General features: G+C 70.6%; 22 protein-coding genes. 9 read left to right on the top strand and 13 right to left on the bottom strand.

All coding sequences use genetic code 11. The features are described 5' to 3' along the window. Positions 1 to 13 precede the first annotated feature (13 nt). The 8 genes from KIH74_RS14505 to KIH74_RS14470 form a co-directional block, all read right to left on the bottom strand. Positions 14 to 733, bottom strand: a complete 720-nt coding sequence (locus KIH74_RS14505; RefSeq protein WP_214156439.1) for a hypothetical protein — start codon at positions 731 to 733, stop codon at positions 14 to 16. Between the two features lie 38 nt (positions 734 to 771). After that, positions 772 to 1,899 carry a M20 family metallopeptidase gene (locus tag KIH74_RS14500; protein ID WP_214156438.1) on the bottom strand — a complete coding sequence of 376 codons (1,128 nt, stop codon included), beginning with the start codon at positions 1,897 to 1,899 and terminating at the stop codon, positions 772 to 774. Continuing rightward, on the bottom strand, positions 1,892 to 2,560 hold the full coding sequence (locus KIH74_RS14495; RefSeq protein ID WP_214156437.1) for a DUF1028 domain-containing protein: 669 nt from the start codon (positions 2,558 to 2,560) through the stop codon (positions 1,892 to 1,894). Before KIH74_RS14495 ends, KIH74_RS14500 begins: the two co-directional genes overlap by 8 nt. Beyond that, positions 2,557 to 2,988: a RidA family protein gene (locus KIH74_RS14490; protein ID WP_214156436.1), complete on the bottom strand. Its 432-nt coding sequence runs from the start codon at positions 2,986 to 2,988 to the stop codon at positions 2,557 to 2,559. Before KIH74_RS14490 ends, KIH74_RS14495 begins: the two co-directional genes overlap by 4 nt. Then, positions 2,985 to 4,244 (bottom strand): flavin-containing monooxygenase, encoded by a 1,260-nt coding sequence (locus tag KIH74_RS14485; RefSeq protein WP_214156435.1) that lies wholly within the window; start codon positions 4,242 to 4,244, stop codon positions 2,985 to 2,987. Before KIH74_RS14485 ends, KIH74_RS14490 begins: the two co-directional genes overlap by 4 nt. A 155-nt stretch (positions 4,245 to 4,399) precedes the next feature. Further along, positions 4,400 to 5,302: a carbohydrate ABC transporter permease gene (locus tag KIH74_RS14480; RefSeq protein ID WP_214156434.1), complete on the bottom strand. Its 903-nt coding sequence runs from the start codon at positions 5,300 to 5,302 to the stop codon at positions 4,400 to 4,402. Continuing rightward, complete coding sequence (locus tag KIH74_RS14475) at positions 5,299 to 6,225, bottom strand: carbohydrate ABC transporter permease (RefSeq protein ID WP_214156433.1); 927 nt, start codon at positions 6,223 to 6,225, stop codon at positions 5,299 to 5,301. The genes KIH74_RS14480 and KIH74_RS14475 overlap by 4 nt, the downstream gene beginning before the upstream one ends. Before the next feature lie 139 nt (positions 6,226 to 6,364). Then, on the bottom strand, positions 6,365 to 7,741 hold the full coding sequence (locus tag KIH74_RS14470; RefSeq protein ID WP_214156432.1) for an ABC transporter substrate-binding protein: 1,377 nt from the start codon (positions 7,739 to 7,741) through the stop codon (positions 6,365 to 6,367). A gap of 361 nt (positions 7,742 to 8,102) precedes the next feature. Between KIH74_RS14470 and KIH74_RS14465 the strand changes: the two genes are divergently transcribed. The 4 genes from KIH74_RS14465 (at position 8,103) to KIH74_RS38595 (ending at position 14,105) form a co-directional block, all read left to right on the top strand. Further along, entirely contained in the window at positions 8,103 to 9,038 is a 936-nt protein-coding gene (locus KIH74_RS14465; protein ID WP_214156431.1) for a LysR family transcriptional regulator, read from the top strand. 151 nt (positions 9,039 to 9,189) lie between these two features. Continuing rightward, entirely contained in the window at positions 9,190 to 11,559 is a 2,370-nt protein-coding gene (locus KIH74_RS14460) for a beta-glucosidase family protein (RefSeq protein WP_214156430.1), read from the top strand. 62 nt (positions 11,560 to 11,621) lie between these two features. Next, entirely contained in the window at positions 11,622 to 12,431 is an 810-nt protein-coding gene (locus tag KIH74_RS14455; protein ID WP_214156429.1) for a class I SAM-dependent methyltransferase, read from the top strand. 111 nt (positions 12,432 to 12,542) lie between these two features. Beyond that, entirely contained in the window at positions 12,543 to 14,105 is a 1,563-nt protein-coding gene (locus KIH74_RS38595) for a GGDEF domain-containing protein (protein ID WP_214156428.1), read from the top strand. A 23-nt stretch (positions 14,106 to 14,128) separates the two neighbouring features. Here KIH74_RS38595 and KIH74_RS14445 read toward each other — a convergent pair whose 3' ends face one another. Continuing rightward, entirely contained in the window at positions 14,129 to 15,250 is a 1,122-nt protein-coding gene (locus KIH74_RS14445) for an ABC transporter substrate-binding protein (protein WP_214156427.1), read from the bottom strand. 534 nt (positions 15,251 to 15,784) lie between these two features. Next, positions 15,785 to 16,672 (bottom strand): aldo/keto reductase, encoded by an 888-nt coding sequence (locus KIH74_RS14440; protein WP_214156426.1) that lies wholly within the window; start codon positions 16,670 to 16,672, stop codon positions 15,785 to 15,787. Between the two features lie 206 nt (positions 16,673 to 16,878). On the opposite strand from KIH74_RS14440, the gene KIH74_RS14435 reads away from it, so the two are divergent. Further along, entirely contained in the window at positions 16,879 to 17,202 is a 324-nt protein-coding gene (locus tag KIH74_RS14435) for a hypothetical protein (RefSeq protein WP_214156425.1), read from the top strand. A gap of 274 nt (positions 17,203 to 17,476) precedes the next feature. Here the strand turns inward: KIH74_RS14435 and KIH74_RS14430 are convergent, their stop codons facing one another. Then, complete coding sequence (locus KIH74_RS14430; protein ID WP_214156424.1) at positions 17,477 to 18,061, bottom strand: TetR/AcrR family transcriptional regulator; 585 nt, start codon at positions 18,059 to 18,061, stop codon at positions 17,477 to 17,479. 153 nt (positions 18,062 to 18,214) lie between these two features. Here KIH74_RS14430 and pdhA point away from each other — a divergent pair, with 153 nt between their 5' ends. From pdhA to KIH74_RS14415, 3 genes are read left to right on the top strand one after another with little or no spacing between them, the layout of a single operon-like run. Next, a complete protein-coding gene (pdhA, locus tag KIH74_RS14425) occupies positions 18,215 to 19,279 on the top strand; it encodes a pyruvate dehydrogenase (acetyl-transferring) E1 component subunit alpha (protein WP_214156423.1) in 1,065 nt (354 codons plus the stop codon). Next, the gene (locus KIH74_RS14420) at positions 19,276 to 20,271 is read left to right on the top strand and encodes an alpha-ketoacid dehydrogenase subunit beta (protein ID WP_214156422.1); all 996 of its coding nucleotides are present in this window, start codon (positions 19,276 to 19,278) and stop codon (positions 20,269 to 20,271) included. The genes pdhA and KIH74_RS14420 overlap by 4 nt, the downstream gene beginning before the upstream one ends. 12 nt (positions 20,272 to 20,283) lie before the next feature. Further along, on the top strand, positions 20,284 to 21,543 hold the full coding sequence (locus tag KIH74_RS14415) for a dihydrolipoamide acetyltransferase family protein (RefSeq protein ID WP_214156421.1): 1,260 nt from the start codon (positions 20,284 to 20,286) through the stop codon (positions 21,541 to 21,543). Positions 21,544 to 21,695: 152 nt separating this feature from the next. Here the strand turns inward: KIH74_RS14415 and KIH74_RS14410 are convergent, their stop codons facing one another. Further along, complete coding sequence (locus KIH74_RS14410) at positions 21,696 to 22,433, bottom strand: sulfite exporter TauE/SafE family protein (RefSeq protein ID WP_214156420.1); 738 nt, start codon at positions 22,431 to 22,433, stop codon at positions 21,696 to 21,698. 399 nt (positions 22,434 to 22,832) lie between these two features. Between KIH74_RS14410 and KIH74_RS14405 the strand changes: the two genes are divergently transcribed. Next, positions 22,833 to 25,070: an immune inhibitor A domain-containing protein gene (locus KIH74_RS14405; RefSeq protein ID WP_214156419.1), complete on the top strand. Its 2,238-nt coding sequence runs from the start codon at positions 22,833 to 22,835 to the stop codon at positions 25,068 to 25,070. A gap of 62 nt (positions 25,071 to 25,132) precedes the next feature. Here KIH74_RS14405 and KIH74_RS14400 read toward each other — a convergent pair whose 3' ends face one another. Beyond that, a complete protein-coding gene (locus KIH74_RS14400; protein WP_214156418.1) occupies positions 25,133 to 26,704 on the bottom strand; it encodes a multicopper oxidase family protein in 1,572 nt (523 codons plus the stop codon). Positions 26,705 to 26,706 lie beyond the last annotated feature (2 nt).

The raw sequence follows: 26,706 nt of genomic DNA, 5'->3' as shown, positions 1-26,706 counted from the left end.
GGCCGGTGGCCGACTATCGAAATGCGCCGCCGGTCTTGATGACACGAGTTGGTGTCAGTTTTTCGCCGCTCAGGGGGAACACTCCGAACGGGCGCACACAGGTGCCGTGCGGCGCCATCCGGTACACCCCGATCCGGGTGAGATCGCCCTGCCAGAAAGAGGGTTCGGGGCCGGGGGGAGCGCCGTCGCCGGAACGCGAGCGCGGCCAGGCCACCGTCACGTGCGGGCTGAACCGCTCGGCGATCTCGTCGTAGCCGTACCGTTCCAGCTGGGCCAGCCGGGAACCGCCCGGGTCCTGCCGCCGGAGCCGGTCGATCAGCTCGGCGGGGCTGTCACCGGCGGGGTCGCGCTCGCGCAGCCCGTCGCGCAGTGGCGCGACGGCGGCCACCACCTGTTCTTGCAGGACGCCCCACCCGGGGGACGCCCGGAAGTGCAGTTCCGGGGCGCCTTGCGGATTGGGCCGCCAGCGCTCGCCCTGCGCCCGCACCGGCGTGCTGCGCGCGGCCACCCCGGACACGGCGCCGAGCAGCTCGTTCACCCGGCTCTCGTGCAGCCGCAGCATGAACAGCGACACGTGCGGCTCGCACACCTCGTCGTCGGGGAGCCCGGGATAGGGCCGGCCCAGCCGGAAGGCCGAGTCGATCCGGCCGGCGCAGGCGTCGCTGGCCCGCACCGCCGCGTCCCGCAGCCGCGTGGGCAGCGGGAGCGCGACGTCGAGCGTGAGGAAGGCCATGTGATCACGATAATCACCGACCCTGCCATTCCCAAGCGTCAGTGCGTGGCCAGATCGAGCGCCGTCCAGGCCAGGGCGGTGGCGGCGTCGAGCAGTGCCTTCTCGGCGTCCGCCCCGACGCAGTGCGCCGCGAACTCCGGCTGGTGGTTCAGCGCCGGCAGCGAGCCGATGCCGATGTACGGATGGATCGCCGGCACCACCTGGGACACGTTGCCCATGTCGGTGGACGCCCGGTTCATGCTGCGGGCGGGGGAGGCGTCGTCGAACACCCGGCCCAGCGACCGGGCGTTGCGCCGGTAGGCGTCCAGAGCCGGCTGGTAGGTGCGGAACCCGTCGTACGGCTTGCTCTCCGGGGTGATGTCGAGCGTGGCCCCGGTGGCCAGGGCCCCGGCCTCGAAGCAGCGCCGGACCTTCTCCTCGGTGGCGCTCAGCTCGGCCAGCGAGGACGCCCGCACGTACCAGCGTCCCTCGGTGTGCGCCGGGATCGCGTTGGGCGCCTCGCCGCCGTTGGTCATCACGCCGTGCACCCGCACGCTCGGCGGAAGCTGCTGGCGCAGAAGCCCGATCGCGACCTGGGCCAGGGTGAACGCGTCGGCGGCGTTGACGCCCTGCTCCGGGTAGGCCGCCGCGTGCGCGGCCTTCCCCCGGTAGGACACGTGCGAGTGCGACACCGCGAACGGCTCGGCCTCGGCCACGTCGACCGGTGCCGGGTGCGCCATCATCGCCAGGTCGAGGCCCTGGAACGCGCCGCGCTCCAGCAGCTCGATCTTGCCGCCGCCACCCTCCTCGGCCGGGGTGCCGTAGACCTCGACGGTCAGCCCGGCGGCGTCCGCGAGCGGGGCCAGAGCCCGGGCGGCGCCGACCGTGATGGCCGAGATCAGGTTGTGCCCGCAGGCGTGGCCGAGCCCGGGCAGCGCGTCGTACTCGGCGCACAGGCCCAGCCGGAACGGGCCGCTGCCGTAGGTCGCCAGAAACGCGGTCTCCAGCCCCAGAAACTCAGGGACGACGGAAAAGCCCGCCTCGGAGAGCGTCTCGGCCACCCATCGGGAGGATTGATGTTCCTCCCACGCCGTCTCGGGGTGCGCGTGCAGCTGCTCGGACAGGGCGATCAGCCGTTCGGCGTCACCGGAGACCGTGCGGGCGGCGGCCTCGCGCAGATCACTCATCGCCCGGGACCCCGTACGACGGAGCGGCCTCCGGATTCAGCCCGCGGGTCACGTAGGCGTCGCGCTGCGGCAGCCAGACCTCCAGCAGGGTGCGCAGTTCCGCGATCGGGGTGTCGCTCCAGTCGACACGCAGGTCGGTCTCGCGCCACGCCACCTCGCGCACGACGGACAGCCCGGCCGAGCGCACCGGCCCGGCCTCGCCGCCGGCGGCCAGCCCGGCCTCCAGGGCCAGCAGCAACCGGGTCTCCAGATCGCCGGTGGACTGCTCGAAAGCCGCTGCCACGGCGTCGATCACGCCGGGAGAGGCGAGCAGGTTGCCGGCCGCGACCACCTGGTCGCCGACCACGGTGTGGTGCACGCCGAGGGTGTTCGCGCCGGAGAAGGCGGCGCCCTGGCCATTCACCTCCAGCACCGTGAGCTGGCGGTGCTCGATCAGTTCGCGGCCGGTGACCACCCGCGAGAGTGCCTCCCGCGCAACCAGACCGGAGCTCAGGGCGTCCAGAAGCTCGGTGCCCAGCCGGGGGTCGGTGATGTTCTGCGAGGAGGCGCCGCCCACCCCGGCCCGCAGGTGCACGCACCGGGCGGCGACGGCGGGGGAGGAGGACGAGACGGCGATCCCGACGGCGCCGGAGCTGTCGGTGCCGAGCACGGAGAACGTCATGACGGGATCACCGCGATCGCGTCGACCTCGACCAGCCACTCCGGGCGGGCCAGCGCGGACACCACGATGCCGGTCGAGATCGGGTGAACACCCTTGGTGTGGCGGCCGATCACCCGGTACACGGTCTCCCGGTAGCGCGGATCCACGATGTAGATGGTCAGTTTCACCAGGTGCTCGATCGTCGCGCCGGCCTCGCCCAGCAGCATGGCGATGTTGGCCATCGCCTGCTCGGTCTGGGCGCCCACGTCGCCGATGCCGACCGACTCGCTGGTGTCGAGGTTCTGCCCGATCTGGCCGCGCACATACACCGTGTTGCCCGCGACCACGGCCTGGCACAGGTCGTTGTCGAGGTTCTGCTCGGGGTAGGTGACGCTGGTGTTGAACGGGCGGATGCGCTGGTGGCCGCCCACGACGATGGTCTCGTTCATGCCTGGACCCCCTGGTAGGCAACGTAGTTCAGCTGGGTGGAGATGTGACCGGCCACGTGCTTGGCGTCGTGCCAGCAGCCCCAGATGAAGCTGGAGCCGCGGCGCGAGAGCCAGGGCAGGCCGACGAAGTACACGCCGGGCTCCGCCGAGACGCCGCGCCGGTGAACGGGTTTGCCCGCCTCGTCGACGGCGCCGGGCACCTCGAGCCAGCCGTAGTCGGTGCGGAAGCCGGTGGCCCAGACGATCGTGGTGACGCCCGCCGCGGCCAGGTCGAGCTCCAGGGTCGGGTCGGTGACGCTCGCCGGGTCGGGGCCGAGCTCGCGCAGCGCGGGCTCCTCCGGCAGGTCGAGGCCGTTGCGCTCGACGTAGGCGTCGGCCGCGTCGAGCAGGGCCAGCAGGTTGGCGTCGCCGCCCTTGATGTTGTCGCCCAGGTCGGCGGCGAAACCGACCACGCCGTCGGCGTACGAGCTGGTGCGCCCGACCAGCCGGATGCCCTGCGCGGCCAGGTTGCGGAAGTCGACGGTCTCGCCGCCGCGCGCGCCGCTGACGGCGATCGTGACGTGCTCGGCGCCGGCCGGCGGGGTCTCCATGTCCCACAGGCCCAGAACGCCCAGCCACCAGACGAAGTCGCGGCCGCGGTAGCTGCGCGGGGGCCGGTCGTGCGGGCCCACCGACAGGTACACCTGGCGGCCCGAGCGCTGGAGCTCGTCGGCGATCTGCACACCGGACGAGCCGGCGCCGACCACCAGCACCGCGCCCTCGGCCAGCTGCTGCGGGTTGCGGTAGGAGCTGGAGTGGATCTGGGTGGGCACCGCGTCCTCGGGCACGATCGCCGGGATCACCGGCTTCTGGAACGGGCCGGTCGCGGCCACCACGAACCGGGCGTCGATCGTGCCCTCGGAGGTCTGCGCCCGAAAGCCCGGGCGTCCCTCGTGCCGTCGCACCGAGGTCACCTCGACACCGGTGCGCACCGGCGCGTCGAGGTGCCGCACGTAGGCCTCGAAGTAGTCGGCGACCTCCTCCTTGGGGGCGAAGCCGTCCGGGCCGGTGCGCGGGAACTCCAGGCCGGGGAAGCGGTCGTGCCACGACGGGCCGTTGGCCACCAGCGAGTCCCAGCGCTCCGACCGCCAGCGCTCGGCCACCCGGCCGCGCTCCAGGACGAGATGCGAGACACCGGCGTTCAGCAGGTGCTCGCTCATCGCCACACCGGCCTGGCCCCCGCCGACGACGAGGACCTCAACCTCTTGGTGTGACACCAGAACCTCCACGAAAAGTCATCAATGCTTGCGTTTTCAATCCTGAGCAAGCGTCTTACTTCTGTCCAACACATGTTTTCGGCGCTCTGGATCAGATTTCCAGATGCCGATGGACGACGGGGAGCCCGGCGCGAGCCCTTCGTCGTCCATCGATCTCACCCCTTGACGGCGCCGCCCAGAATGCCGCGGACGAAGTAGCGCTGGAGCGCGAGAGTGACCACCACGGGCGGGATCATGGACATCAGCGCGGCCGCGGACAGCGAGTTGAGGCCGCCGCCGGTGGACTGCACGAGGCCGGCGATCTGCACGGTGGCCGGGGCCACGTCGGCGCCGCCGCCGAGGAAGAGCAGGGGCACGAGCAGGTCGTTCCACGACCACATGAACTGGATGATGGCCAGGGCCACCATGATCGGGACGCTGGTGGGCAGCACGATGCTGAAGAACGTGCGGGGCACACTGGCGCCGTCCAGCGCGGCGGCCTCCAGCAGCTCCTCCGGGAAGGCCCGGAAGAAGCCGTGCAGCAGGTAGGTCCCGAACGGGATCACGAAACCGGCCTGGAACAGCCACACGCTGGGCAGCTCGCCGGTCAGGCCGAGGGTGCCGAACAGGCGCAGCAGCGGCACCAGGGTCAGCTGCGGCGGCACCACGAGCAGGCTGACCACGACCGCCAGGATCGTCATCCGGCCGCGGAACCGCATGCGGGCCAGGGTGTACGCGCACACGGCGCAGACCACGACGGTGATCGCGGTGGTGGGCAGGGTGATCAGCGTGCTGTTCAGGATGGCCCGGCCGATACCGCCGGTGTTCCACGCGTCCTGGTAGTTGGTCATGGTGAACCACGGCTTGAGGAAGGCGTTCCACCAGCCGTTCGTGGCCGAGTCCGAGATGGTGCGGAACGAGTACACGATCAGGCCGATCAGCGGCACGATCCAGGCCACGCACACACTGATCAGGATCACGTGGATCACCCCGCGCCAGGGGGAGAAGTGCCGGCGGGCGCGCGGAACCGGCTTCCGGGTGACGGTTTCCGGGCGCGCTGCCTCGGTGGTGGCGCTCATCGGGCGTTCTCCTCGCGGAACTGGCGGACGTTGACGACGATGATCGGGATCGCCACGATCAGCAGCACCACGGCGATGGCCGAGGCGTGGCCGTAGTCGCGGGCCTGGAACAGCTCCGCGTACATCCGGTTGGCGATGACGTTGGTGTCGAACGCGCCGTTGGTCATCGTGTACACGATGTCGAAGATCTTCAGCGCGAAGATCACCTGCGTGGTGTAGACGACGATGATGGTGGGCGCGATCTGCGGGATCGCGATGTGCCAGAAGGCGCGCAGCTCACCGGCGCCGTCCAGGCGGGCGGCCTCCAGGGTGGAGTGGTCGACGTTCTTGATCGCCGCCGAGAGCATGAGCATCGCGGTGCCGGTCGACATCCACACACCGATCGCGATCAGCGCCCAGGTGGTCACCGCGGGGTCGGACAGGAACGGTTCGGTCTCCAGCCCCAGGGCATTGAGGACGCCGTTGAGCGTGCCGGTCTGCGCGGCACCGGAGGGCTGGTAGGCGTACATCAGCCGCCAGATGACGGCGGCGGCCGAGAACGAGATCGCCATCGGCAGGATCATCACGGTGCGGACCAGCCACTCGTAGCGCACCCGGTCGGCCAGCGCGGCGACCACCAGACCGATGACCAGCGTGATCAGCGGCAGAACGATCAGCCAGACCAGGTTGTTCACCAGCACCGGGCGGATCTGCTCACTGAGCACCCAGCCGTAGTTGTCCAGACCGACGAAGCCGTCACCGGAACGGTTCTGGAACGACATGATCAGGGTCTGCACCAGCGGGTACAGCAGGATGGTGCCGCCCAGCAGCAGCGGGACGGCGAGCCAGATCCACGGGCGCACGCGGTCCTGCGCGCGGGCGGGCAGCAGGTTCAGGAGCCGTTCACCCAGGGCCAGCCAGAGCAGAACCAGTGCGGGGATCACGAAAACCCCTGCGACGAGGGAGAACAACGGCGTGGAGTTCACAGGGACGGCTCCGGTGGGGGATCGGTGGGTTTCGGGACCGGGACAGGCGCCCCGGGCCCGATCAGCGGTGTGATCGGGCCCGGGGCGGCCTCATTCGTCAGCCGAGAGCGGCCTGGGCGTCGTCGATCGTCTTCAGGTCGGCGTCCAGGGTGGTCGGGTCCTGCACGAAGTTCGAGAAGGCGGTGTACAGGGTGGAGCGGACGCTGGTGTCGATGGTGCTGCTCGGCAGCGGCGTCAGGTCCTTGCTCAGCATGTCCGTCGAGATCCGCTTGAGCAGCTCGTTCGGGTAGGCCTCGGTGGGCACGTTGCTGTTCGGGGCCACGTAGTTGCCGGTGGCCGCGATCAGGGTCTGCTCCTCGTCGGAGGCCATGTACTTGAGGAACGCCTTGACCTCGGGACGGTCGGAGAAGGCGGAGACCACGGTGCCGGTGTAGGCCTCGGTGTCGGCGTACTTCTCGTTGCTCGCCGGGATCGGCATGAAGTCGAGGTTCTCGCCGGCCTTGACCTCGGAGTTGCCGGCGATCAGGGTGGCGGCGCCGTAGGTGCCCCACTCGAACAGCGAGCACTGCTGCGGGTCGGTGTACATGCCGTTGCCGGCCGCGCCCTGCTCGGTGGACAGGGCGGCGGAGGCGCCGCCGTAGACCGAGCCGTCCTTCTGGATCAGGTCGCCGACGGTCTGGAAGGCGGCCTTGACCTCCGGGTCGGTCCACTTGGTCTCACCGGTGGCCAGGCCGTTCGCGACGTCCGGGCCGGCCGACTTGACCAGCTGGTTGAGCACCATGAAGGCGCCCGGCCAGCCGGTGCTGGCGCCCGCGCTCAGGCCCAGGCACCAGGGAGCGGTGCCGGAGGAGGCCTGCTCGTCGGTCCACTTCGTCAGGTCGTCCCAGGTGCCGTCGGTCGGGCCGTCGTAGGTGTCCGGGTTGTACCAGACCATGAAGTTGTCCATCGACATGTAGATGCCGTAGGTCTTGTCGTCCACGCTGGCGGCGTCGATCAGGCCCTGGCCGAAGTTCTTCTTCAGCGTGTCCTCGCCGACGATCTCGCCGACGTCCTTCAGGTCGCCGGACTCGGCGTACTGCTTGACCATCGCCAGGCTGGTCACGGTCATCACGTCGACCGGGTTGCCGGAGTCCACGCCGGACTGCACGACCGTGGCGTAGTCCTCGGTGCCGGTGTAGTCGACCTTGATCCCGGTGGCCTCCTCGAACGGCGCGAAGGTCGAGAGCAGGCGCTCCTTCTCAGCCCCGCTCAGGGTGCCGACGACGGTCACGGTGCCGCCGAGCTTCTCGCCGCCGGTGTTCAGCGCCTCGGAGAAGGTCTTCGCCGCGCTCAGGTAGTCGGCGGGCAGATCGGTGCCGGAGGCGGCGGAACCGGTGGTGGAGCTGCCGGTGTCGGCGCAGCCGGCCAGCGTCAGCGACACGGCGGCGAACACCGCGCCGGTGACCGTGGTGGTGCGACGTCGGGGAAAGCGCATGGGGGACCTCCGCGCAGGGATCGCGTCACCGGGGGAGCCGGTCGCGATCGTCGATGGGCAGTAGGGCCGGACGGCCGTGGGGCAGGGGTACTTCGTCGGGCCGGGCATCAGCGTAAGAGCGGATTCTTGCTGAGTAAAAACTGGATTCAGTGGGGAAGGACATCTGTTCTTCTGATGAAGCACGCCGCTAACGGTTGGGAAACATGGCCGAAACCTGAAGGGATTGCCGCAGGTGGAGCCGTCTTTGACGAACGACGGGTGAATCGGCGACAGTGCCGGGGCGGATCGGAAATCCAGATGTGGTCTTCCGGTCTGACCGCGCGGGCCGGATGGCCCGCCCCCTGCCTCGGAGTGGAGACCCATGGCCCGCAAGGCGGACATCACGCTGGCGCAGCTGCGCTACTTCGTCGAGGCGGCCACCTGCCTGAGCATGACCCAGGCCGCCACCAACCTCCTGGTTGCCCAGTCCGCCGTGTCCTCCGCGGTGGCGCAGCTGGAGAACCAGGTCGGAGCGCAGCTTTTCATCCGGATGCGGTCCAAGGGCCTGGCCCTGACCCCGGCCGGGCGGCAGCTGCTGGGCGATGCCCGGGCCGTGCTCGGCAGTCTCGACGAGGCGCTCGACTCCGCCCGCGGCATGGACGAGCAGGTGCGCGGCACCATCCGGATCGCCTTCTTCGTCACCCTGGCGCCGTTCCTGCTGGCCGACATGATGACGCTGATCGCCGAGCGCCACCCGCACCTGGAGGTGGACGTGGTCGAGGTGGACGCCGACGAGGCCCGGGAGGCGCTGCGCTCGGGACGCGCGGAGATGGCTGTCAGCTACGACTTCGGCTTCGGTGACGAGATGCGCCGCGAGGTCGTCGCCACCGTCTCGCCGCACGTGGTGCTGCCCGCCGGGCACCGGCTGGCCTCACGTCGCCAGGTGCCGCTGCGCGAGCTCGCCCACGACCAGCTGATCCTGCTCGACCTGCCGCACAGCCGTGAGTACTTCCTCGACGTGATGCGTGCCGCGGGGGTGGAACCGGTCGTGCGGCACCGCTCCTACGGCTACGAGACGGTGCGCTCCCTCGTCGCCAAGGGGTACGGCTACTCCATCCTCAACCAGCGTCCCCGGCACGACTCCACCTACGACGGCCGGTCCGTGGTGACCCGCCCGATCGCCGACGAGGCGCCCGGCCTGCCCCTGGTGGTGGCCACGCTGCGGTCGGTGCGTTCCACGGCCCGGGTGCGGGCCGTGGCCGACGCGGTACGGGTGGTGGCCACGGCGCTGGCCGACGAGTACCGCTCGGCGTCCTGAGCCATCACTTTTCTGGAGCCTTGTGTTTCCAGCGCGTTTCGCTGAGATTGCACATCTGCGATGGTGATGTTCTTCACCCGCTTCAGCGATTTGAACGATGACGAAGGTCCTGCGCAGACTGTGCACGAGTCCGTCGACGTCAGGAGCCACCGTGAGCAAGAACGCGTCCAGCAGTGATCTTTTCGATGTCGAGGATGTGCTGCGGCGGCTGACCGACGACGAGAAGGTCGATCTGCTCTCCGGATACGGCATGTGGAAGACCGCCGGCGTGGAGCGCCTGGGCGTGCCGGCCACGGTGATGACCGACGGCACCTACGGAGTGCGCTACTCGGTGCCGCAGATCGACGGCGACGAGAAGGGCGGCTTCGACCTCGACGACTTCCTGTCCGTGGTCAACCGCCGCGCCAACGGCGTCTCCACCGCCTGGGGCGAGACCAAGCCGGCCACCTGCTTCCCGACCGGCGCCGCGATGGCCTGCTCGTGGGACCCCGCCCTGGCCCGCCGGCTGGGTGAGGCGCTGGCCGCCGAGTGCGGTGAGCTGGGCGTCGACATGCTGCTGGGCCCGGGCATCAACCTGCGCCGCACGCCGCTGGGCGGGCGCAGCTACGAGTACTACTCGGAAGACCCGGTGGTGACGGCGGAGATCGCCGCCGCCGTGGTGGAGGGCCTCCAGGAGAACGGCGTCGGCGCCTCGCTGAAGCACTTCGCGGCCAACAACTGCGAGGTCGAGCGCACCACGATGGACTCGGTGGTGGAGGAGCGCGCGCTGCGGGAGGGCTACCTCAGGGCGTTCGAGAAGGTCGTGAGGCGGAGCGACCCGTGGACGATCATGAGCTCGTACAACCGGCTCAACGGCGTCCAGGCGTCACAGGACCCGTGGCTGCTCACCGAGGTGCTGCGCGACGACTGGGGGTACCGCGGCACCGTGGTGTCGGACTGGCACGGCATCAAGGACCGGCCCGCCTCGCTGGAGGCCGGTAACGACCTGGACATGCCCGAGAGCCCCAGCCGCAAGGCCGCCCTGCGCCGCGCGATCGCCGAAGGACGCCTGACGGCAGAGGTTCTCGACACCGCCTGCCGCCGGGTGCTGGAGTTCGTGCACCGTGCGGTCGCGGCCCGGGCCACCCGCCCCACGTCGTTCGACCGGGCCGCCCACCACCGGCTGGCCCAGGAGATGGCCGCGCGGTCGATGGTGCTGCTGAAGAACGACGGCGGCGTGCTGCCGCTCGACCCGGCGGCCCCGCGCCGCATCCTGGTGGCCGGCGAGGGGGCGGGTGACGACCCGATCATCCAGGGCTCGGGCTGCGCCACCACCGCGCCCACCCAGGTCGACGTCCCGATCGTGGAGCTGCGCGCGGCGTTCGGCCAGGACACCGAGATCGTGCAGGTGCAGGGCACTTCCACCGACCCGGTGCTGCGTGAGCGGCTGCTGGCGGAGGCGGTCGAGGCCGCCCGGGGCACCGACGTGGCGATCGTGTTCGTGCACACCGACGTGGCCTACGACGGCGAGGGCACCGACCGCACCACGCTGGACCTGTCCGACGGCCACGACGAGCTGGTGAGCGCGCTGGCCGCGGTCTGCCCGCAGGTGGTGGTGCTGGTCGCCAGCCCGGACGCGGTCGTGATGCCCTGGCTGGACGAGGTGTCCGCGGTGGTCGCGACGTTCCTGGCCGGTCAGGGCGCCGGGCGTGCCGTGGCCGATCTGCTCACCGGTGCGGCCGAGCCGTCCGGCCGGCTGACCACCACCTTCCCGGCCCGCATCGAAGACATCCCGGGCTGGCTGACCTATCCGGGCGAGCACGGCCGGCACGTCTACTCCGAGGGCATCCACATCGGCTACCGCTCCTACGACGCCCTCGCCCGGAACCCCTTGTTCTGCTTCGGATTCGGCCTCGGCTACACCACGTTCGAGCTCGGCCCGGTCTCCTCGTCGTCCACCGTCGTGGGCCCGGACGACGTGATCGAGCTGGTGGTGCCGGTGACGAACACGGGTGCCCGCCGCGGTCGCGAGACCGTGCAGATCTACGCCGAGCACCTGGACCCGCGGGTGCGGCGCGCACCCCGCGAGCTGGTGGCCTTCGCCGGGATCGAGCTGGAGCCGGGGCAGACGGGTGAGGTCCGCATCCCGGTGCCCGCCGAGGACCTGAGATTCTGGGACACCTCGCGCCAGGCCTGGGTTCTGGACGACGAGGAGGTGCGCCTGCACGCCGCCCGCTCCAGCCGCGACCTGGTCTCCAGCGTGACGGTCACGACCACGAGCACGGTCTCGCGGCACCGCCCGGTGCGGCGTGACACCCAGCCGGTGTTCATCCTCGACAACCCGCCCGCCCGCCGCGCCACCGCCGGGTTCCTGGCCAGGACCCTCGGGCACAGCCCGGAGGAGATGGACCGGATGCTGGACTACAGCCGGGACTCCTTCTTCGGCATCGTCGCCACGCTGGAACGGCGCTTCCGGATCAGCTTCACCGACGCGCAGGTGGAGGAGCTGCTGGCGGCCATCCGCGCGGAGACCGGAGAGTGACACGACCCCTGGGGTAGGGGCGCCGCTTGTGCCCGCAGACCGGTATGTCCCAGGATCGGCGCATGCCGGAGAACTACGGAATGCGCCGCACCCCCGAGGAGTACGAGCGCCTGCGGGCCCAGGCCCGGATCTGGGAGGACGCGACCGGGCGCCTGCTCGGCCGGCTCGGCCTCGCCGAGGGGGCCTCGTGCCTCGACGCCGGCTGCGGGCCGGGCGAGGCGATGCGCCTGATGGCCGAGCGGGTCGGGCCCTCGGGCAGCGTGACCGGCCTGGACTCCGACGCCGCCCTCGGCGCGTCGGCGCAGGACATGCTGCACGGGCTCGGCCACACCCAGTGCCGGGTGCGCAGCTACGAGATCGGCGCCGAGCCGATCCCGGACGGCCCCTACGACCTGGTCTTCGCCCGGCTGCTGCTGTTCCACCTGCCGCACCGCGCGCAGGTGCTGGCCCGGCTGTGGGACGCGGTGGCACCCGGCGGCTACCTGCTGGTGCAGGACTACGACCTGGGCGTGGTCGGATCGGTGCCGCCGTCACCCGCCTCCGACGACGTGAACGCCCTGCTGGCCGACGCGTTCGGCGCCATCGGCTGCGACATCCGCACCGGCGCCAAGCTGGGCTCGCTGTTCGCCGAGGCCGGCATCGGCGCACCGGACGGCAGCGACATCGCCGGCACCCTGTCGGCCCTCGGCCCGGGCCGGGCGATGCTCGAGGGAGTGGTGCGCGGCGTGCTGCCCGCCGCCGTGGCCCGGGGTGCCGTCGACCCGGCGCGGGCGGAGGCCGTGCTGGCCCGGGTCGCGCAGGAGGCGGACGCCCACCCGGACCGGCCCCTGCTTCCCCCACTGCTCATTGGCACCTGGAAACGCAAGAAGTAGCGGATGCGTCCTTTCCGGGCGCCCGGCTGCGACACTGTGCAGCAGGGGTGCGAAACGCGCATTGCCGCTGATGTCGGGTCGTTGCCGGAACCGCCGGGGGAGAGGTGAGCCGTGGAGCCTGCCCACGACCCGCTCGCCCTGGTCATCGACCTGCGGGCGGAGCTGGAGGGCCTGCACCACCTGGTCACCTCCGAGCCCGCCACGGCCGGGCGCCTGGCCGCCGACCTCCAGCACCGCGCCGAGAGCGCCGGCCAGCGGGAGACGGTGGCGGGCGCCCTGCTCTGCCGGGCCGAGGCCTGCCAGCGCACCGGCGAGCTGGCCGCCGCCGTCGCCCTGATCAACCGGGCTTGCGACCCCACCGCCCCGCTGTCCGGCGAGAACCAGGTGCGGGCGTCCCTGCTCAAGTCATTCGTCTACAACGACCTGGCCGACGAGTCCACCGCCCTGCACCACACCATGGACGCCGTCACGGCCTTCACCGACGAGGTTCCCCGCGCGCTGCGGGTGCGGGTGCTGAACAAGGCCGCCGACCTGCTGCACGACCTCGGCGCCGCCGACGACGCGCTGCTGTGGTACTCCCGGGCCGAGGCGCTCGCGGTCGGCGACGCCCAGATGCACCTGCTGGTCGCCAACAACCGGGCCTACACCGCGCTCGAAGACGGGCTGGTCGACGCCGCGCTGGCCGGCGCCCGGCAGCTGGCCGCCCTCAGCGCCCGCTACGGCCAGCCGCTGAACGCCGCCAGCCTCGACACCGTGGCCCGCATCCACCTGCTGGCCGGCGACCCGGCGCTCGCGGCCGACCTGGCCCGCCAGGCGGTGCGCGCCACCGAGCACGTCGACTTCCGCACCGCCGACGGCCTGCCCTACTACCTGCTCACCCTGGCCGTGGCCGAACGGGCCCTGGGCCGGCTGGAGGCCGCCTCGGCCACCCTCGAGCAGGCCCGCAGGGCCTGCACCGAACAGGGCTATGCCCGGGTCAAGAACGAGATCCTGCGCGAGGAGGCGGAGGTGCGCGCCGCGCTCGGCGACCACCGGGCGGCCTACGAGATGCTCAAGGCCTTCTGCGTGGCCGACCGGGAACTGCTCTCCCGCCAGCGCGAGGCCCAGGCCCGCATCCGCCAGACGCTCTTCGAGACCGTGACCGCCCGGCAGGAGGCCGCCCGCTACCGCGAGGAGGCCCGGCGGGACCCGCTGACCGGCCTGCGCAACCGGCTCTACGTGCAGGAGCGCCTGGGCGAGCTGCTGGCCGGCGGCCTGCCCCAGCCGGGTGGCTGCCTGAGCATCGCCCTGCTCGACCTTGACCACTTCAAGTCGGTCAACGACCGCTACTCGCACGAGGCCGGCGACCGGGTGCTCCAGGCCGTGGCCCGGCTGCTGGAGGCCGCCACCCCGGCCGGCGAGACCGGTTCGTTCGCGGCGCGTTTCGGTGGTGAGGAGCTGCTGCTCGTGCTGGTCACGGACGACCGCGGCCAGGCCCACGACATCGTCGAGGACGTGCGCCGCACGGTGCAGGAGCACGACTGGAGCACGCTCACCCCGGGCCGCGGCATCACCCTCAGCGCGGGGCTGGTGGCCCGGCTGCCCGGCGACACCTACGACAGTCTGCTCGCGCGCGCCGACCAACGGCTGTACGCGGCCAAGTCGGGTGGCCGCAACCGGGTCTGTTTCGGCTGAGAAGGATTGTTCGAAGGACACTTTCAGCGGCTGCTCAGGGCGTCGATGATGAACGCGGTGGGCACCAGGGAGTCGTATGCCGGTGCGGCCTCGATCATTCCACTGTCCTGGTGGAAGGCCACGGACGCGTCGTAGCCGTCGGTGCGCGGCGACGGGTCGTCGGGGATGTCGAGCTGAAGAGTCGGGATCAGGGTCTCGACCACCTCGGGGTCCAGCGTGCCCTGGTACTTCTCGAACAGCCCGGTGACCCGGGCCCGGTCCTCGTCGTTGATCGTCTTCTCCGCCCGGGCGATCGCCCGCAGGAACGCCTTCACCGCAGCGGGTTTGGCGTCCAGGTCTTCCTGGGTGGTGAAGACGGCGCCGTGGGTCTGGTTCTGCATGGGCGGCACGTCGCCGTGGGCGGGGGAGATGAGGACGCGCCCCACCCCGGTGACCTCGGCCTGCTGCCCGGCCGGCTGGTAGTACGACAGTGCGTCCACCCGGCCGGACTTCAGCGCCTCGAGGGCGGCGGAGGCGTCGGAGCCCAGGTTCACCGTGGTGACGTCGGTGGCGGGGTCGAGGCCCTGCTGCCGGAACAGGTAGACGATGAGCCCTTCGGTGCTGCTGTCCGGTCCGGTGATGCCAATCTTCTTGCCCCGCAACGCCTTCACCCGATCGGCCAGCGGTTTGCCGTCCACGGTGGCGGCAATCGAGTCGCCCGCCACGACGTCCACGTAGAACTCGTCGGTGAGTGAGCCGATCAGCTTGGTGCCGCCGTCGATCCGGAACTGGTTGAAGGCGTCGGTCATCACCCCGGCCGCCACGTCGATGCTGCCCGATTGCAGGGCGGCGGCCAGTTCGGTGCCGGTGTCCAGCTGCGGGCGCTCGCCCAGGGTGAGGCCCTCGTCCTCGAAATAGCCCTCCTGCTCGGCCACGAACAGCGGGAAGAGCGCCACCGAGTCGCCGGTGCGGCCGACGTTCAGCCGCATCGGCCCGCCGTCGGAGGTGGGTTCGTCCGCGCCGCGGTCGGTGCAGCCTGCGGTGACCAGGGCGGCCAGCGCGAGCAGGGCCGCGACCAGTCGGGCCCTTCTCGGCGAACATCCCCGTGGGGCACTGCAATCAGGTGCCCGTCCGCCGCCCGCCCTGCTTGCCCCCAGCACAGCCATCACCACATCCATGTCCCCTTGACGGCCGACGACGTCGTCGACAATCAATGATCATGCGTCACGAGCAGTGAGCCGTGCAACACCCGTTTCGTGCCCCTTCGTGAAGTACGGGACGAGGCGGCCGACCGGCCCGGAACGTCCAGCGTCACCGCCTCGGGCGTGTGCATCCGCCCGGTCGGTCAGGCCCGCCCTGGTCCAGTTGCGCGAGACCCATTGGGCGGTGTGACTTTTCGCCGGAAGGGCGGCGGGGCCACGCGAGAACCGGTTTCCCGCCTGGCCGTCCGCCGTCCTCGGCAGTTTCGCCGTCGGCCTGTCGTCCACCTCGGCGGTGGTCAACCTGGCGTCCCGGGGGCCGGATCCAGTGAGCGTCACCCTCCTGGTGTGCGGCGCGGGCGTGCTGGTCGCCGTCGTGACGTCCGTCCTGGTGGTTCGCTCCCGGGCCTCGAAAGGTCCTGGGGAACAATGACGGACGACGCCGGGCCGGCGGGCCCCGCGTCGTCCGTCAATTTTCGGTTTTCGAGGCTGCCCGGCGGATCAGGCCTCGGGGATCACCATCGCGAACCGCTCGGGCCGCGGCACGTCGGGGTCGGGCCCGCTGCGCACACCCCGGTCGAGGGCGTCGATGCGGGCCAGTTCCCCGGCGCTGAGCTCGAAGTCGAACACCGCGAAGTTCTGCGCGATGCGCTCGGGGTTGGTCGACTTCGGGATGGCCGAGCGGCCCTGCTGGAGGTGCCAGCGCAGCATCACCTGGGCGGGGGAGCGGTCGTGCTCCTTGGCGACGGCCGCGATCGTCTCGTCGTCCATCACGCTGACCCGCTCCTCGCCCCAGCCGGGGTAGAAGGTGATGCCGCCGATCGGCGACCAGGCCTGGGTGAGGATGCCGTGCTCGGCGTGGAACGCCTGGAGCTCCGGCTGCGCGAAGTACGGGTGCAGCTCGACCTGGTTGACGGCGGGCACCACCTCGGTGGCGGCGAACAGGTCGGTCAGGTGGCGCGGGGTGAAGTTGCTGACCCCGATGGCGCGCACCCGCCCCTGCGCGAGCAGCTTCTCCAGCGCCCGGTAGGACTCGACCGTGGCCGGGAACCGGTCGGTGGCCGGCTGGTGCAGGATGAGCAGGTCGATCTGCTCGAGGCCGAGCTTGCCGGTGGCCTTGTCGAAGGCGTGCAGCGTCTGGTCGAAACCGTAGTCGCTGACCCAGATCTTGGTCTCGACGAAGATCTCCGACCGGTCCACCCCGGAGGCCGCGATGCCCTCACCGACCTGGCGCTCGTTGCCGTAGGCGGCGGCCGTGTCGATGTGGCGGTAGCCGGTCTCCAGAGCCGTGCGCACGGCCTGCGAGGTCTCGGCCGGTTCGCTCTGGAACACGCCGAGGCCGATCGCCGGCATGGTCACACCGTTGTTCAGAGTGAGCGTGGGGTTCATGACCTCCACGCTAGACCCGGCCCGCCCCGGCATGGAGGGAACGTCGTTACCCCCTTCGGCCGGAATACCGGCGTTTGTTTTTTTGCCGAATTGCCTGGCAGGGTGGTCTTCGGTCGGGCGTCGACGAGGATGGACGACGGCGGGCCTGGGCTCCGTGTCCGGGTGCCGTCCGGGTAAGTTGTTGCGGCGGAAACGGGTGGAATGCAGTGACGGCGAGTCTGGAAGAACGGGTGACGGTTGTGGAGGAACGTACCGATCGCCTGGAAGAGCGAGTAGCACTGGAAGCCGGCCTGGCGGCCAGTCGCGACCGCGACCTGGCCGACCTGACGGTGACGGTCAAATCGCACACCGCCATGCTTCAGGCGGTCCAGGAACGGCAGGCCGAGCACACGGCCTTGCTGAACGACCACACGGCCTTGCTGAACGAGCACACGAGGCAACTCGATGAGATCCGCGAAGGCCAGCAGATGATCGTGGGCATGCTGACCACGCTGATCGATCGCGAGCCGTCGGATCCGGACGTCAGGTGATTCGGGTCGCGGGGTAGGTCGCGGGGGTAAACCGGGAGCAGTGAGCCGGAGGCCGGGCGTTGGCCATGGCCTCCGGCTTTGCCGTTGGCCTTTCGGTCTCTTCAGAACGGCGAGCGTGAGAACCCGCTGCACGTCTGGGTCTTCGCGCGTCTCGAGCTGAGCCGGTCGCGGGTGGAGTCGATGGTGACCACCACACTCCCTGAGCCCGGAACCGGTGGAGCGTGGTGATGGGATCGCCCTCCGCCCGCAGTCGGCCTGGCCGGTTCCACGGCAGCTAACGCAGCCCCAGATGGTCCATGGCCCTGCGCGCGTGGGCGACCGCCTCGTCCCGGCTCGGCGCCCGCTTGAGTCCCAGCAGCCGCTGCCGGTGCGCCTCGCCGAGCAGGAGTGTGAACAGGGATGTCGCCCGCTCCCGGTCGGGACGGGGCATGCGGGCCTCGATCGCCTGGATGTACCCCATCGGTCCCTCGCGGTAGAACCGCTGGGCCAGCTCGGGAAAGCTGTGCGACTCGATGATCATCAGCCGGTGCAGCCCGACCGACTGGTCCGAGTGCGCCGTGACCACGATGTTGATGGCCAGTTCTTCCAGGCTGCCCTCCGTGGTCGGCTGCTCCAGCGTGCGCCGGCGCAACCGCTCGACGGCGGCCAGGAAGATCTCCGTGCGGTCGCCGAAGTAGCCGTAGATGGTGCGCTTGGTGACGCGGGCCTCGGCCACGATGTCGTCGAGCGTCACCTGGTTGTACCCACCCTCGACGAGCAGGCGCACAGCCGCGTCCAGGATGTCGTCGCGACGCCGGGCGCGCTCCGCCGCCGTCGGCCGGCCACGCTTGCGGGGTGCTGATCCACCGCGGTCCGTCATGAGCACCCCCTCAACGGCCCTATGATCACCGCGATCCTATAATGAAACGAACTTCGGTTCATTAAGGGGTCGCCGCACCCGAACACCCTCGGCAGCGATCCGCACGGCGTGGACCAGCCCGGCCACGCCAGATCTGGGCACAAAGGAGATCCCATGCCCCGGAAGACCAAACCCGGTGCTCACACGCCAGAACAGCAACTCGCGTTCTATCGGCAGATGGTGCTGGTGCGTCGCTTCGAGGAGCGCGCGGCCCGCGCTTACACCGAGGCGAAGATCGGCGGGTACTGCCACCTGAACCTGGGCGAGGAAGGCACCGTCGCGGGTCTCATGGCCGCCATGCAGGACGACGACTACATCTTCACCAACTACCGCGAGCACGGCTACGCCATCGCCCGCGGCATCGCCCCCGAACGCGTCATGGCCGAGCTCTACGGCCGCAGCGACGGCGTCTCGCGCGGCTGGGGCGGCTCGATGCACATGTTCGACATCGAGTCCCGCTTCATGGGCGGCTACGGCATCGTCGGCGGACAGGTGCCGCTCGCGACCGGCGCCGCGCTCGCCATCAACTACCGCGGCGGATCCGAGGCCGTGATCTGCCAGATGGGTGACGGCACCACCAACATCGGCGCCTTCCACGAGTCGCTCAACATCGCGGCCCTGTGGAACCTGCCGATCGTCTACGTCGTCATCAACAACGGCCTGGGCATGGGCACCACCGTGGACAAGTCCTCGGCCGAGCCCGAGCTGTACAAGCGCGCCTCCTCCTACCGGATGGCGTCGGCCCGCGTCGACGGCAACGACCCCGAGGCCGTGCACGAAGCCACTCAGGTCGCGCTGGCCAGCGCCCGCGAGGGCAAGCCCTACCTGCTCGAGACCGTCTCCGGCCGGATGAAGGGCCACTCGGTCGTCGACCCGGCCAAGTACCGCAGCAAGGAGGCCACCGAGGCCGCCCGCGCCGGTGACCCGGTCGCCGCCTACGCCGCCCGCCTCACCGAGGCCGGTGTGCTCAGCGACGAGCTCGTCGCGCAGATCGACGCCGAGGCGGTGGCCCAGGTGCAGGCCGCGGCCGCGTTCGCCGACGCCAGCCCGCACCCGGAGGTCAAGACCTTGTTCGACTACACGTACGCCACGCCCGTGGCGAACGACTCGCGCCGCCTGCCGGGCCAGGCCCTGTACCCCGCCGCGCCGCGCCCGAGCAGCACGGGGGTCTCGGCATGAGCGTCATCAGTTACCGCCAGGCCCTGCACGACGCGCTGCGCGGCGAGATGCTGCGCGACGAGAACGTCTTCCTGATCGGCGAGGAGATCGGGCTCTTCGAGGGCTCGTACAAGATCACCGCCGGCATGCTGGAGGAGTTCGGCGAGAAGCGGGTGCGTGACACCCCGATCGCCGAGGAGGGCTTCGCCGGCGCCGCCGTCGGTGCGGCCATGCTCGGCCTGCGCCCCGTGGTCGAGCTGATGACGATCAACTTCTCGCTCATCGCCATCGACCAGATCATCAACCACGCCGCCAAGATCTACGGCATGTTCGGTGGCCAGGCCCGCGTGCCGCTGGTCATCCGGACCCCCGGCGGCGGTGGCCAGCAGCTGGGCGCCACGCACTCGCAGAACATCGAGCTGTTCTACGCCTTCGTGCCCGGCATGAAGGTGGTCGCGCCCTCCAGCCCGGCCGACGCCAAGGCCCTGATGCTCGCCGCCATCCGTGACGACGACCCGGTTCTCGTGCTGGAGAACCTCGCCCTCTACAACACCACCGGTGAGGTGCCCGACCACGACGAGCCGGCCGAGATCGGCAAGGCCGCCGTCACCCGCGAGGGCAAGGACATCACCGTCGTGGCCTACTCGCGGATGGCCGCCGTCGCGCTCCAGGTCGCCGAGAAACTGGCGGCCGAGGACGGCATCGACGTGGAGGTCGTGGACCTGCGCAGCCTGCGCCCGCTGGACCGGGACACGGTGGTCGAGTCGGTCAAGAAGACCAACTGCGCCGTGGTTCTCGAAGACGACTGGCTCACCTACGGGATCGGCGCGGAGATCGCCGCGACGATCTCCGACGGTGCCTTCGACTACCTCGACGCGCCCGTGCGCCGCGTCGCGATGGCCGAGGTCCCGCTGCCCTACGCCAAGTCCCTGGAGACCGCCGCCCTGCCCTCGGCCGACGACGCGGCCAACGCCATCCGTGAAACCCTCGACGCCGTAGCCCGGCGTCGCTGAGAGGACCGCACCATGATCGACATCCTCATGCCCCGCCTCTCGGACACGATGACCGAGGGAACCGTCTCGGCGTGGCACAAGAAGCCCGGCGAGGCCGTGGCCGCCGGTGACCTGCTGGTCGAGATCGAGACCGACAAGGCCATCATGGAGCAGGAGGCCTACGAGGCCGGGACGCTCGCCGAGATCCTCGTCGCCGAGGGCGAGAACGTCGCCATCGGAACGCCGATCGCGCGTCTCGACAACGGGACGGGTGACGCCCCGGCGGCCCCCGCCGCCGCTGCGGCCCCCGCCGTCGCCGAGACGCCCGCGCCGGCCGCCGCTCCCGTCGTCGCCCCGGCCGCACCCGTCACCAACGACGGCGAGCGCCGCGCCGCCACGCCGCTGGTGCGAAAGGTCGCCCGCGAGAACGGGATCGACCTGAACACCGTGACCGGCAGCGGTCCGGGTGGGCGGATCGTCCGCTCCGACCTGGACGCCGCGCTCTCCGGTGCCACCGCTGCCCCGGCCGCCCCGGCGGCTCAGCCGGCTCAGCCGGTCCAGCAGGTTCAGGCCGCCCCGGCCATTGGTGACGGACGCCGTTCCACGGCAGTGCCTTTCGACGCCGTGCGGCAGGCGATCGCCACCCGGCTCACCGAGAGCGCCACCACCATCCCGACGTTCACCGTCACCGCCTCGGCCGAGGCCGGTGCGCTGATGGCGCTGCGGGCGCAGCTCAACAAGGCTCTCGACGGCACCGGCCGGAAGGTCAGCGTCAACGACCTGATCGTCCGCGCCGTGGCCGTCGCGCTGCGGGAGCACCCGGGCATCAACGCCTCCTACTCCCCGGAGGGCCGTGGCCAGACCGTGCTGCACGACCGGATCAACGTGGGGGTGGCCGTCGCCGCCCCGGCCGGGCTGATGGTGCCGGTCATCCACGACGCCGACGAGGCCTCGGTGTCGGCGATCTCGGCGCGCACCAAGACGCTGGTGGCCAAGGCGAACGACCGCACGCTGAGCACGACCGAGATGGCCGACGGCACGTTCACGGTCAGCAACCTGGGCATGTTCGGGGTGGAGCACTTCACCGCGATCATCAACCCGCCGCAGGGCGCGATCCTCGCGGTCGGCGCTGCCTCGTCCGAGCTGGCCCTGGTGGACGGTGAGGTGGTGGAGCGCAAGCGGATCCGTTACACGCTGACCGCCGACCACCGGATCATCGACGGTGCGCTGGCCGCGCAGTTCCTGGCCACGCTGACCCAGCTGATCCAGAACCCGTTCCGGATCGTGGCCTGACCGATCGTCTGGTCACCGGTCCGAGGATCACGCCGGAGAAGCTGGTAGAACGCCACCTTCTCCGGCGTGATCCGTTCGGGCCCAAGGCATTCGGCGAATCGACCGGCGAATGCGGGCCCGAACGGGCCGTCCTGGAGTTCACGCGGTAATAGTCACAGCAGGATCAGCGCCAGCGCGCTGACGCCGCTGGCCACCAGCACCACCCGGTCGAAAACCCGCTGTTCGAGCCGGTTCACCACCTTCACCCCGATGAGTGCCCCGAGCACCACGACCGGGGCGAGGGCCAGGCCGCGCAGCACCATCGTCGTGTCGAACAGTCCCAGGCCCGCCGCGAAGGGCACCTTGCACAGGTTCACCCCGGCGAAGAACCAGGCGGACGTGCCCAGGAACCGGCGCTTGTCCAGCCCGCGCGCCACCAGGTAGAGGGTCATCACCGGCCCGGCGGCGTTGGCCGTCATCGTGCAGGCCCCGGCCCCCAGCCCGGCCAGTGTCGCCGCTCTCCGTGAACCCCGGGGCATCCGCGGCAGGGGGAGCAGCTGGAGCGCCACCATGAACAGCAGGATTCCGCCGATGGTGCGGCGCAGCAGGGTGTCGGGCAGGTGGGCGAGCAGCACCGCGCCGATCAGCAGCCCGGGCAGGACGGCGGGCACGACCTGCCGGATCAGTCTCCAGTCGGCGTCCCGGTGGTAGCGGGCCACGGCGCAGGCGTCGCCGACGAGCAGCAGCAGGAGCACCGCCGCCGTGGACTCGGCCGCCGGCATGACCGTCGCGGCCAGCACGACGCTGAACAGGCCCAGCCCGCCCACGGCCGTCTTGGCGAAACCCGCACACAGTGCTGCGGTTCCGAGCGCGAGCCAGATGACGACGGTGGGGGCGGACTGGAGGATCACGGGTGCTGCCGTTCGTCGGGGGAGGGGCGAGCCGGAAATGCTACGGCGTGAGCACGCGGGCGACGGAGGCGGCCGGACGGCCTTTCCGGACCGGCCGCGCGGTGGGGCCGTGGCGCCCGGCGAGTTCCGCTGCCGCAAGCCCGGTTACGGGTTCTCCTGAGAAGTGCGGGAGGCCAGGGGTCAGGGTGCGCGGTGAGACGTGCAGAGTCGCCGATTTTCCGGCCTCCGGACATGCCCGAGGTCAAGTCCTGACAATTCGTGGAAGTTCGGCTACCTTCAGTGCAGCCCTGGCCGGGGACACCGGTCCATGTCCGGGGTGACGGCCACGTCGATCTTATCCGCACCTGACGGCCGTCAGCCACGCATCGACCCTCCGTCCCACATGATCGAGGAGATTTGATGGTCCGGAAACGACTGGCGGCACCTCTGGCCGTGACCCTCGCGGTGCCGCTCATCAGCCTGGCGTTACCCACCACCGCCGGCGTCGCGGCCTCCGACCCGGGTCGCAGCGGTGCCGCCGCCTCCGACATCACCCTGGGCGAGAAGGCCCCGCGTCTGGTCGACGGCGAGAAGGTGCCCGCACCCAGCACCTACACGGCGCCGGCCAGGAGCAAGCTGCGCACGTCGAGCGCCGCGGCCGACCCGACGCCGGAGGTCGGCACGGTGCGGCAGTGGATCGCCTCCGACGACACCACCGGCTACTACCGCAAGGACTACACGCTGCGGGGCGTGGGCGACCACATCGAGGTGTGGGTCGCCAACGATCTGGCCTTCCCCGAGGGGGACTGCCGCAACGCCGTCGAGGGCAGCACCACGGTCACCGACGCGCAGGTGACGGAGCTGGTCGAGCAGTTCGACACGACCATGTACCCGACCGAGACGGCGGCCTTCAGCACGCCGCCCGACCGCGACGGGTCGAACTCGCTCCTGGGGCCGGACAAGAACGGCAACGGTGGCGTGTACACCGGCGGTGGCGAGAAGACCGTCACCCTGGTCGACAACGTCCGCGACGACAACTACTACGACTTCCCGGCCGTGCAGACCTACACGGCCGGTTTCTTCTCGTCGTACCTGACCGAGCTGTTCGACCGCAACACCATGACGATCGACGCGTTCGACTGGACGCACCGCACCACCGCCGACCCGCAGGACGCGTCCACCAGCGACCCCTGCACCAGCCGCCCGGCCCGGCCCTGGCTCTACGAGGGCGTTTTCGGCCACGAGTGGCAGCACCTGCTGCACTACTACACCGACCCGAACGAGGTGACCTGGGTCAACGAGGGGCTGTCCGACCTGGCGATCGCGCTGGACGGTTACGCCGACACCACCGCGGCCGTCACCGAGGCGGGCTTCGACAACCACATCATCTGCTACCAGGGTTACGGCACCGTCGAGACCGACTACAACCCCAACCCGCGTGACTGCGGCGGGGCACAGAACTCCCTCAACCTCTGGGGCGAGGACGGCGACAACCCGAACGCGGTGCTGGCCGACTACGGCCAGGCGTTCTCGTTCATGCTGTTCCTGCACGACCGTTACGGCCTGGACCTGCTGACCGCCCTGCACAACGACGGCGAGCTCCAGGGCCTGGCCAGTCTGGAGGCCCTGCTGGGCAAGAGCGGGGACGACGAGGTCTACGACGTCCTGCACGACTTCCAGTCCTCCACCCTGCTCGACGGTTTCCTCGACGCGTCCCGCAGGTCGAGGATCTCCGGCATCACCAGGTCCCGGGTGACCAGTGAGAGCCTGGAGTCGTCGGTCAACCTGGACAACCCGCAGTCGTACGCCGAGCCGGGCGCGGCCCCGAACGGCGCCGACTACGTGCCGATCCGCGCCGGCGGCAAGGACATTCGCGGCAAGGACCTGAAGTCGCTGGAGTTCAGCGGCGCGAAGACCCTGCCCCCGGTACCGTTGTCGTGGACGGTCGTGGACGACGACCCGGACCGGCCCGGCAACCCGGTGCTGTTCTCCGGCAACGACAACAACACGGACGCCGCCGCGGTCACCGCGGTCACGGTGCCCACCACCGACCCGACGCTGAGGTTCCTGGCCAAGTACGGGGCGGAGGCCACCTACGACTACGGCTATGTGAGCGTCTCCACCGACGGCGGAAAGACCTACAGCGCGCCGATTCCGGGGACCAACACGGTGGACGACGGACCGCTCGGCCCCGGCCTGAACGGCACCACCACCGGGTTCGAGCAGCAGGAGTACGACCTGTCGGCCTACGCCGGGCAGGACGTGCTGATCAGCATCCGCTACGTCAGCGACGGCGGGGTCAACGAGGGTGGCCTGCTCATCGACGACGTCACCGTCGGCGGCACGGTGGTCAGTGACGGGTCCAGCCTGGAGCCGTTCGACTCGACCACCGAGATCGTCCCGGTGACGGTGCACAACTGGAACCTGCGCCTGGTCGGCCTGGACAGCCGGCGGCACGAGGCGGTCCAGGTGGCGTTCGACGGCGAGGACACCGTCACCCTCGACCGTAAGAAGCTGCGCCGGCTCAAGGGTTTCGACCAGGTCGTGGCGATCGTGGCCTACGACGAGCCGACCGAGCAGGTGCAGCAGTACGCGCCGTACACGCTCACCGTGAACGGCACGCTCCAGCCCGGCGGCAGCGGTAGCGCCACGGACTGACCGTGAGCCGGTGCCCGTCGTCGTCCATCAATGAATGGACGCCGGCGGGCGCCGGTTTCGTCTCAGACGACCTCGAAGTTCGCCATCATCATCATGTCCTCGTGCTCCAGGTTGTGACAGTGCAGCACGTACTTGCCGCGGTGGCCGTCGAACCGCACGAGAATCTCGGCGCGGCCGCCGTTGTCGAGGTTCACGGTGTCTTTCCAGCCCTCGTCGTTGCGCCCGGCCGTGCTGCTGGCGAGCACCTGGAAGGCGCCGAGGTGCACGTGGAACGGGTGCTCGTTGTTCTGCGCCACGATCGTCCATCGCTCCACCGTGCCGAGTTTCGGTGAGGCGATCACCGTGTCCGGGTCGAACGCCTCGCCGTTCACGGTCCACAGCGTCATCCCGTGCGCCTCGGCGCCACCGCGCCGGAACGTGAACGTCCGGCTGGCCACGGCATCCGCCTCGCTGAGCTGTTCCAGGTCGGCCAGCCGTTCGGGCACCCGGCTGTCGTCGGTCGCGGTGCCGGTCACCCGGAACCGCATCACCTGGGCGGTGCCGCCCTCGCCCCGGTCGTTCACCATGGTGATCTCGTCGCCGGCGGCCTGCCCGGAGAAGTCGACCACCACGTCGAACCGCTCGCCCTGGGCCACGTCGATCCGGACCAGCTCCACCGGCGCCGCGAGAAGGCCCTGGTCGCTGCCGATCTGGACGAACGAGGGCCCGCCGTCCAGCCGCAGCCGGAAACGCCGGGCGTTGGCGGCGTTCAGGATGCGGAAGCGGTAGCGCACGGCCTCCACCTCCATCACCGGCCAGGCCGCGCCGTTGACCAGGACGCAGTCACCCAGCACGCCGCTCATGTAATCGGCTGTCACACCGGGGGTCCCGGTCAGGGTGGGATCGGTGGACGGGTAGCGGAACGACCCGTCGGCGGCGAACGAGCGGTCGACGATCATCAGCGGCACGTCCCGTTCGCCCGAGGGCAGGCCCAGGGCGGCCTCCTCGTCGTCCTCGATCAGATGGAAACCCGCCAGGCCCCGGTAGACCTGCGGGCCGGTGAAGTCCATCCGGTGGTCGTGGTACCAGAGGGTGGCCGCGGGCTGGTCCAGGTCGTACACGTAGTCGCGCGAACCGGTTTCGCCGGACATCTCCATCCCCTCCATCCCCGCCGTACCGGTGTGGGTGGTGGCGGTGCCCTGCGCCGGGTTCACCAGATCGGTCGGGTAGCCGTCCTGGTCGGCGGCGATCCGGCCGCCGTGCAGATGCACCACCACCGGCACCGGCAGTTCGTTGGTGTGGCGCACCACGGTGCGGCGCCCGCGCCGCGACACGATCGTGGGGCCGGGGAAGGTGCCGTCGTAGCCCCACACCTCGGTGTCCAGGCCGTCGAGGATGCTGGCCTTCCCGGCCTTCTGGGTGATCTCGTAGTAGTCGGTGCCGGACTCGCTGCGCACCGGCTCCAGCACGCGGGGCAACGGCAGGGGACGCGTGAACGGCTCGGGCAGCGGGGCCTGGCTGGCCAGCAGCCGCCCGGCGCTGCCCTCGGTGCCGGCGTTGGTCTGTTCGGTGCTCCCGCCGCAGGCGGTCAGCAGGGCGGGGGCGGTGGCGCCGAGCAGGGTGAGGCGCAGCAGATCACGACGGGTGTGGAGCATCC

The organism is Kineosporia corallincola (assembly GCF_018499875.1).
GTDB classification, from domain to species: Bacteria; Actinomycetota; Actinomycetes; order Actinomycetales; family Kineosporiaceae; genus Kineosporia; species Kineosporia corallincola.
Note: the sequence above shows the minus strand (reverse complement) of the source record. Positions and strands in the feature narration are given on the sequence as shown.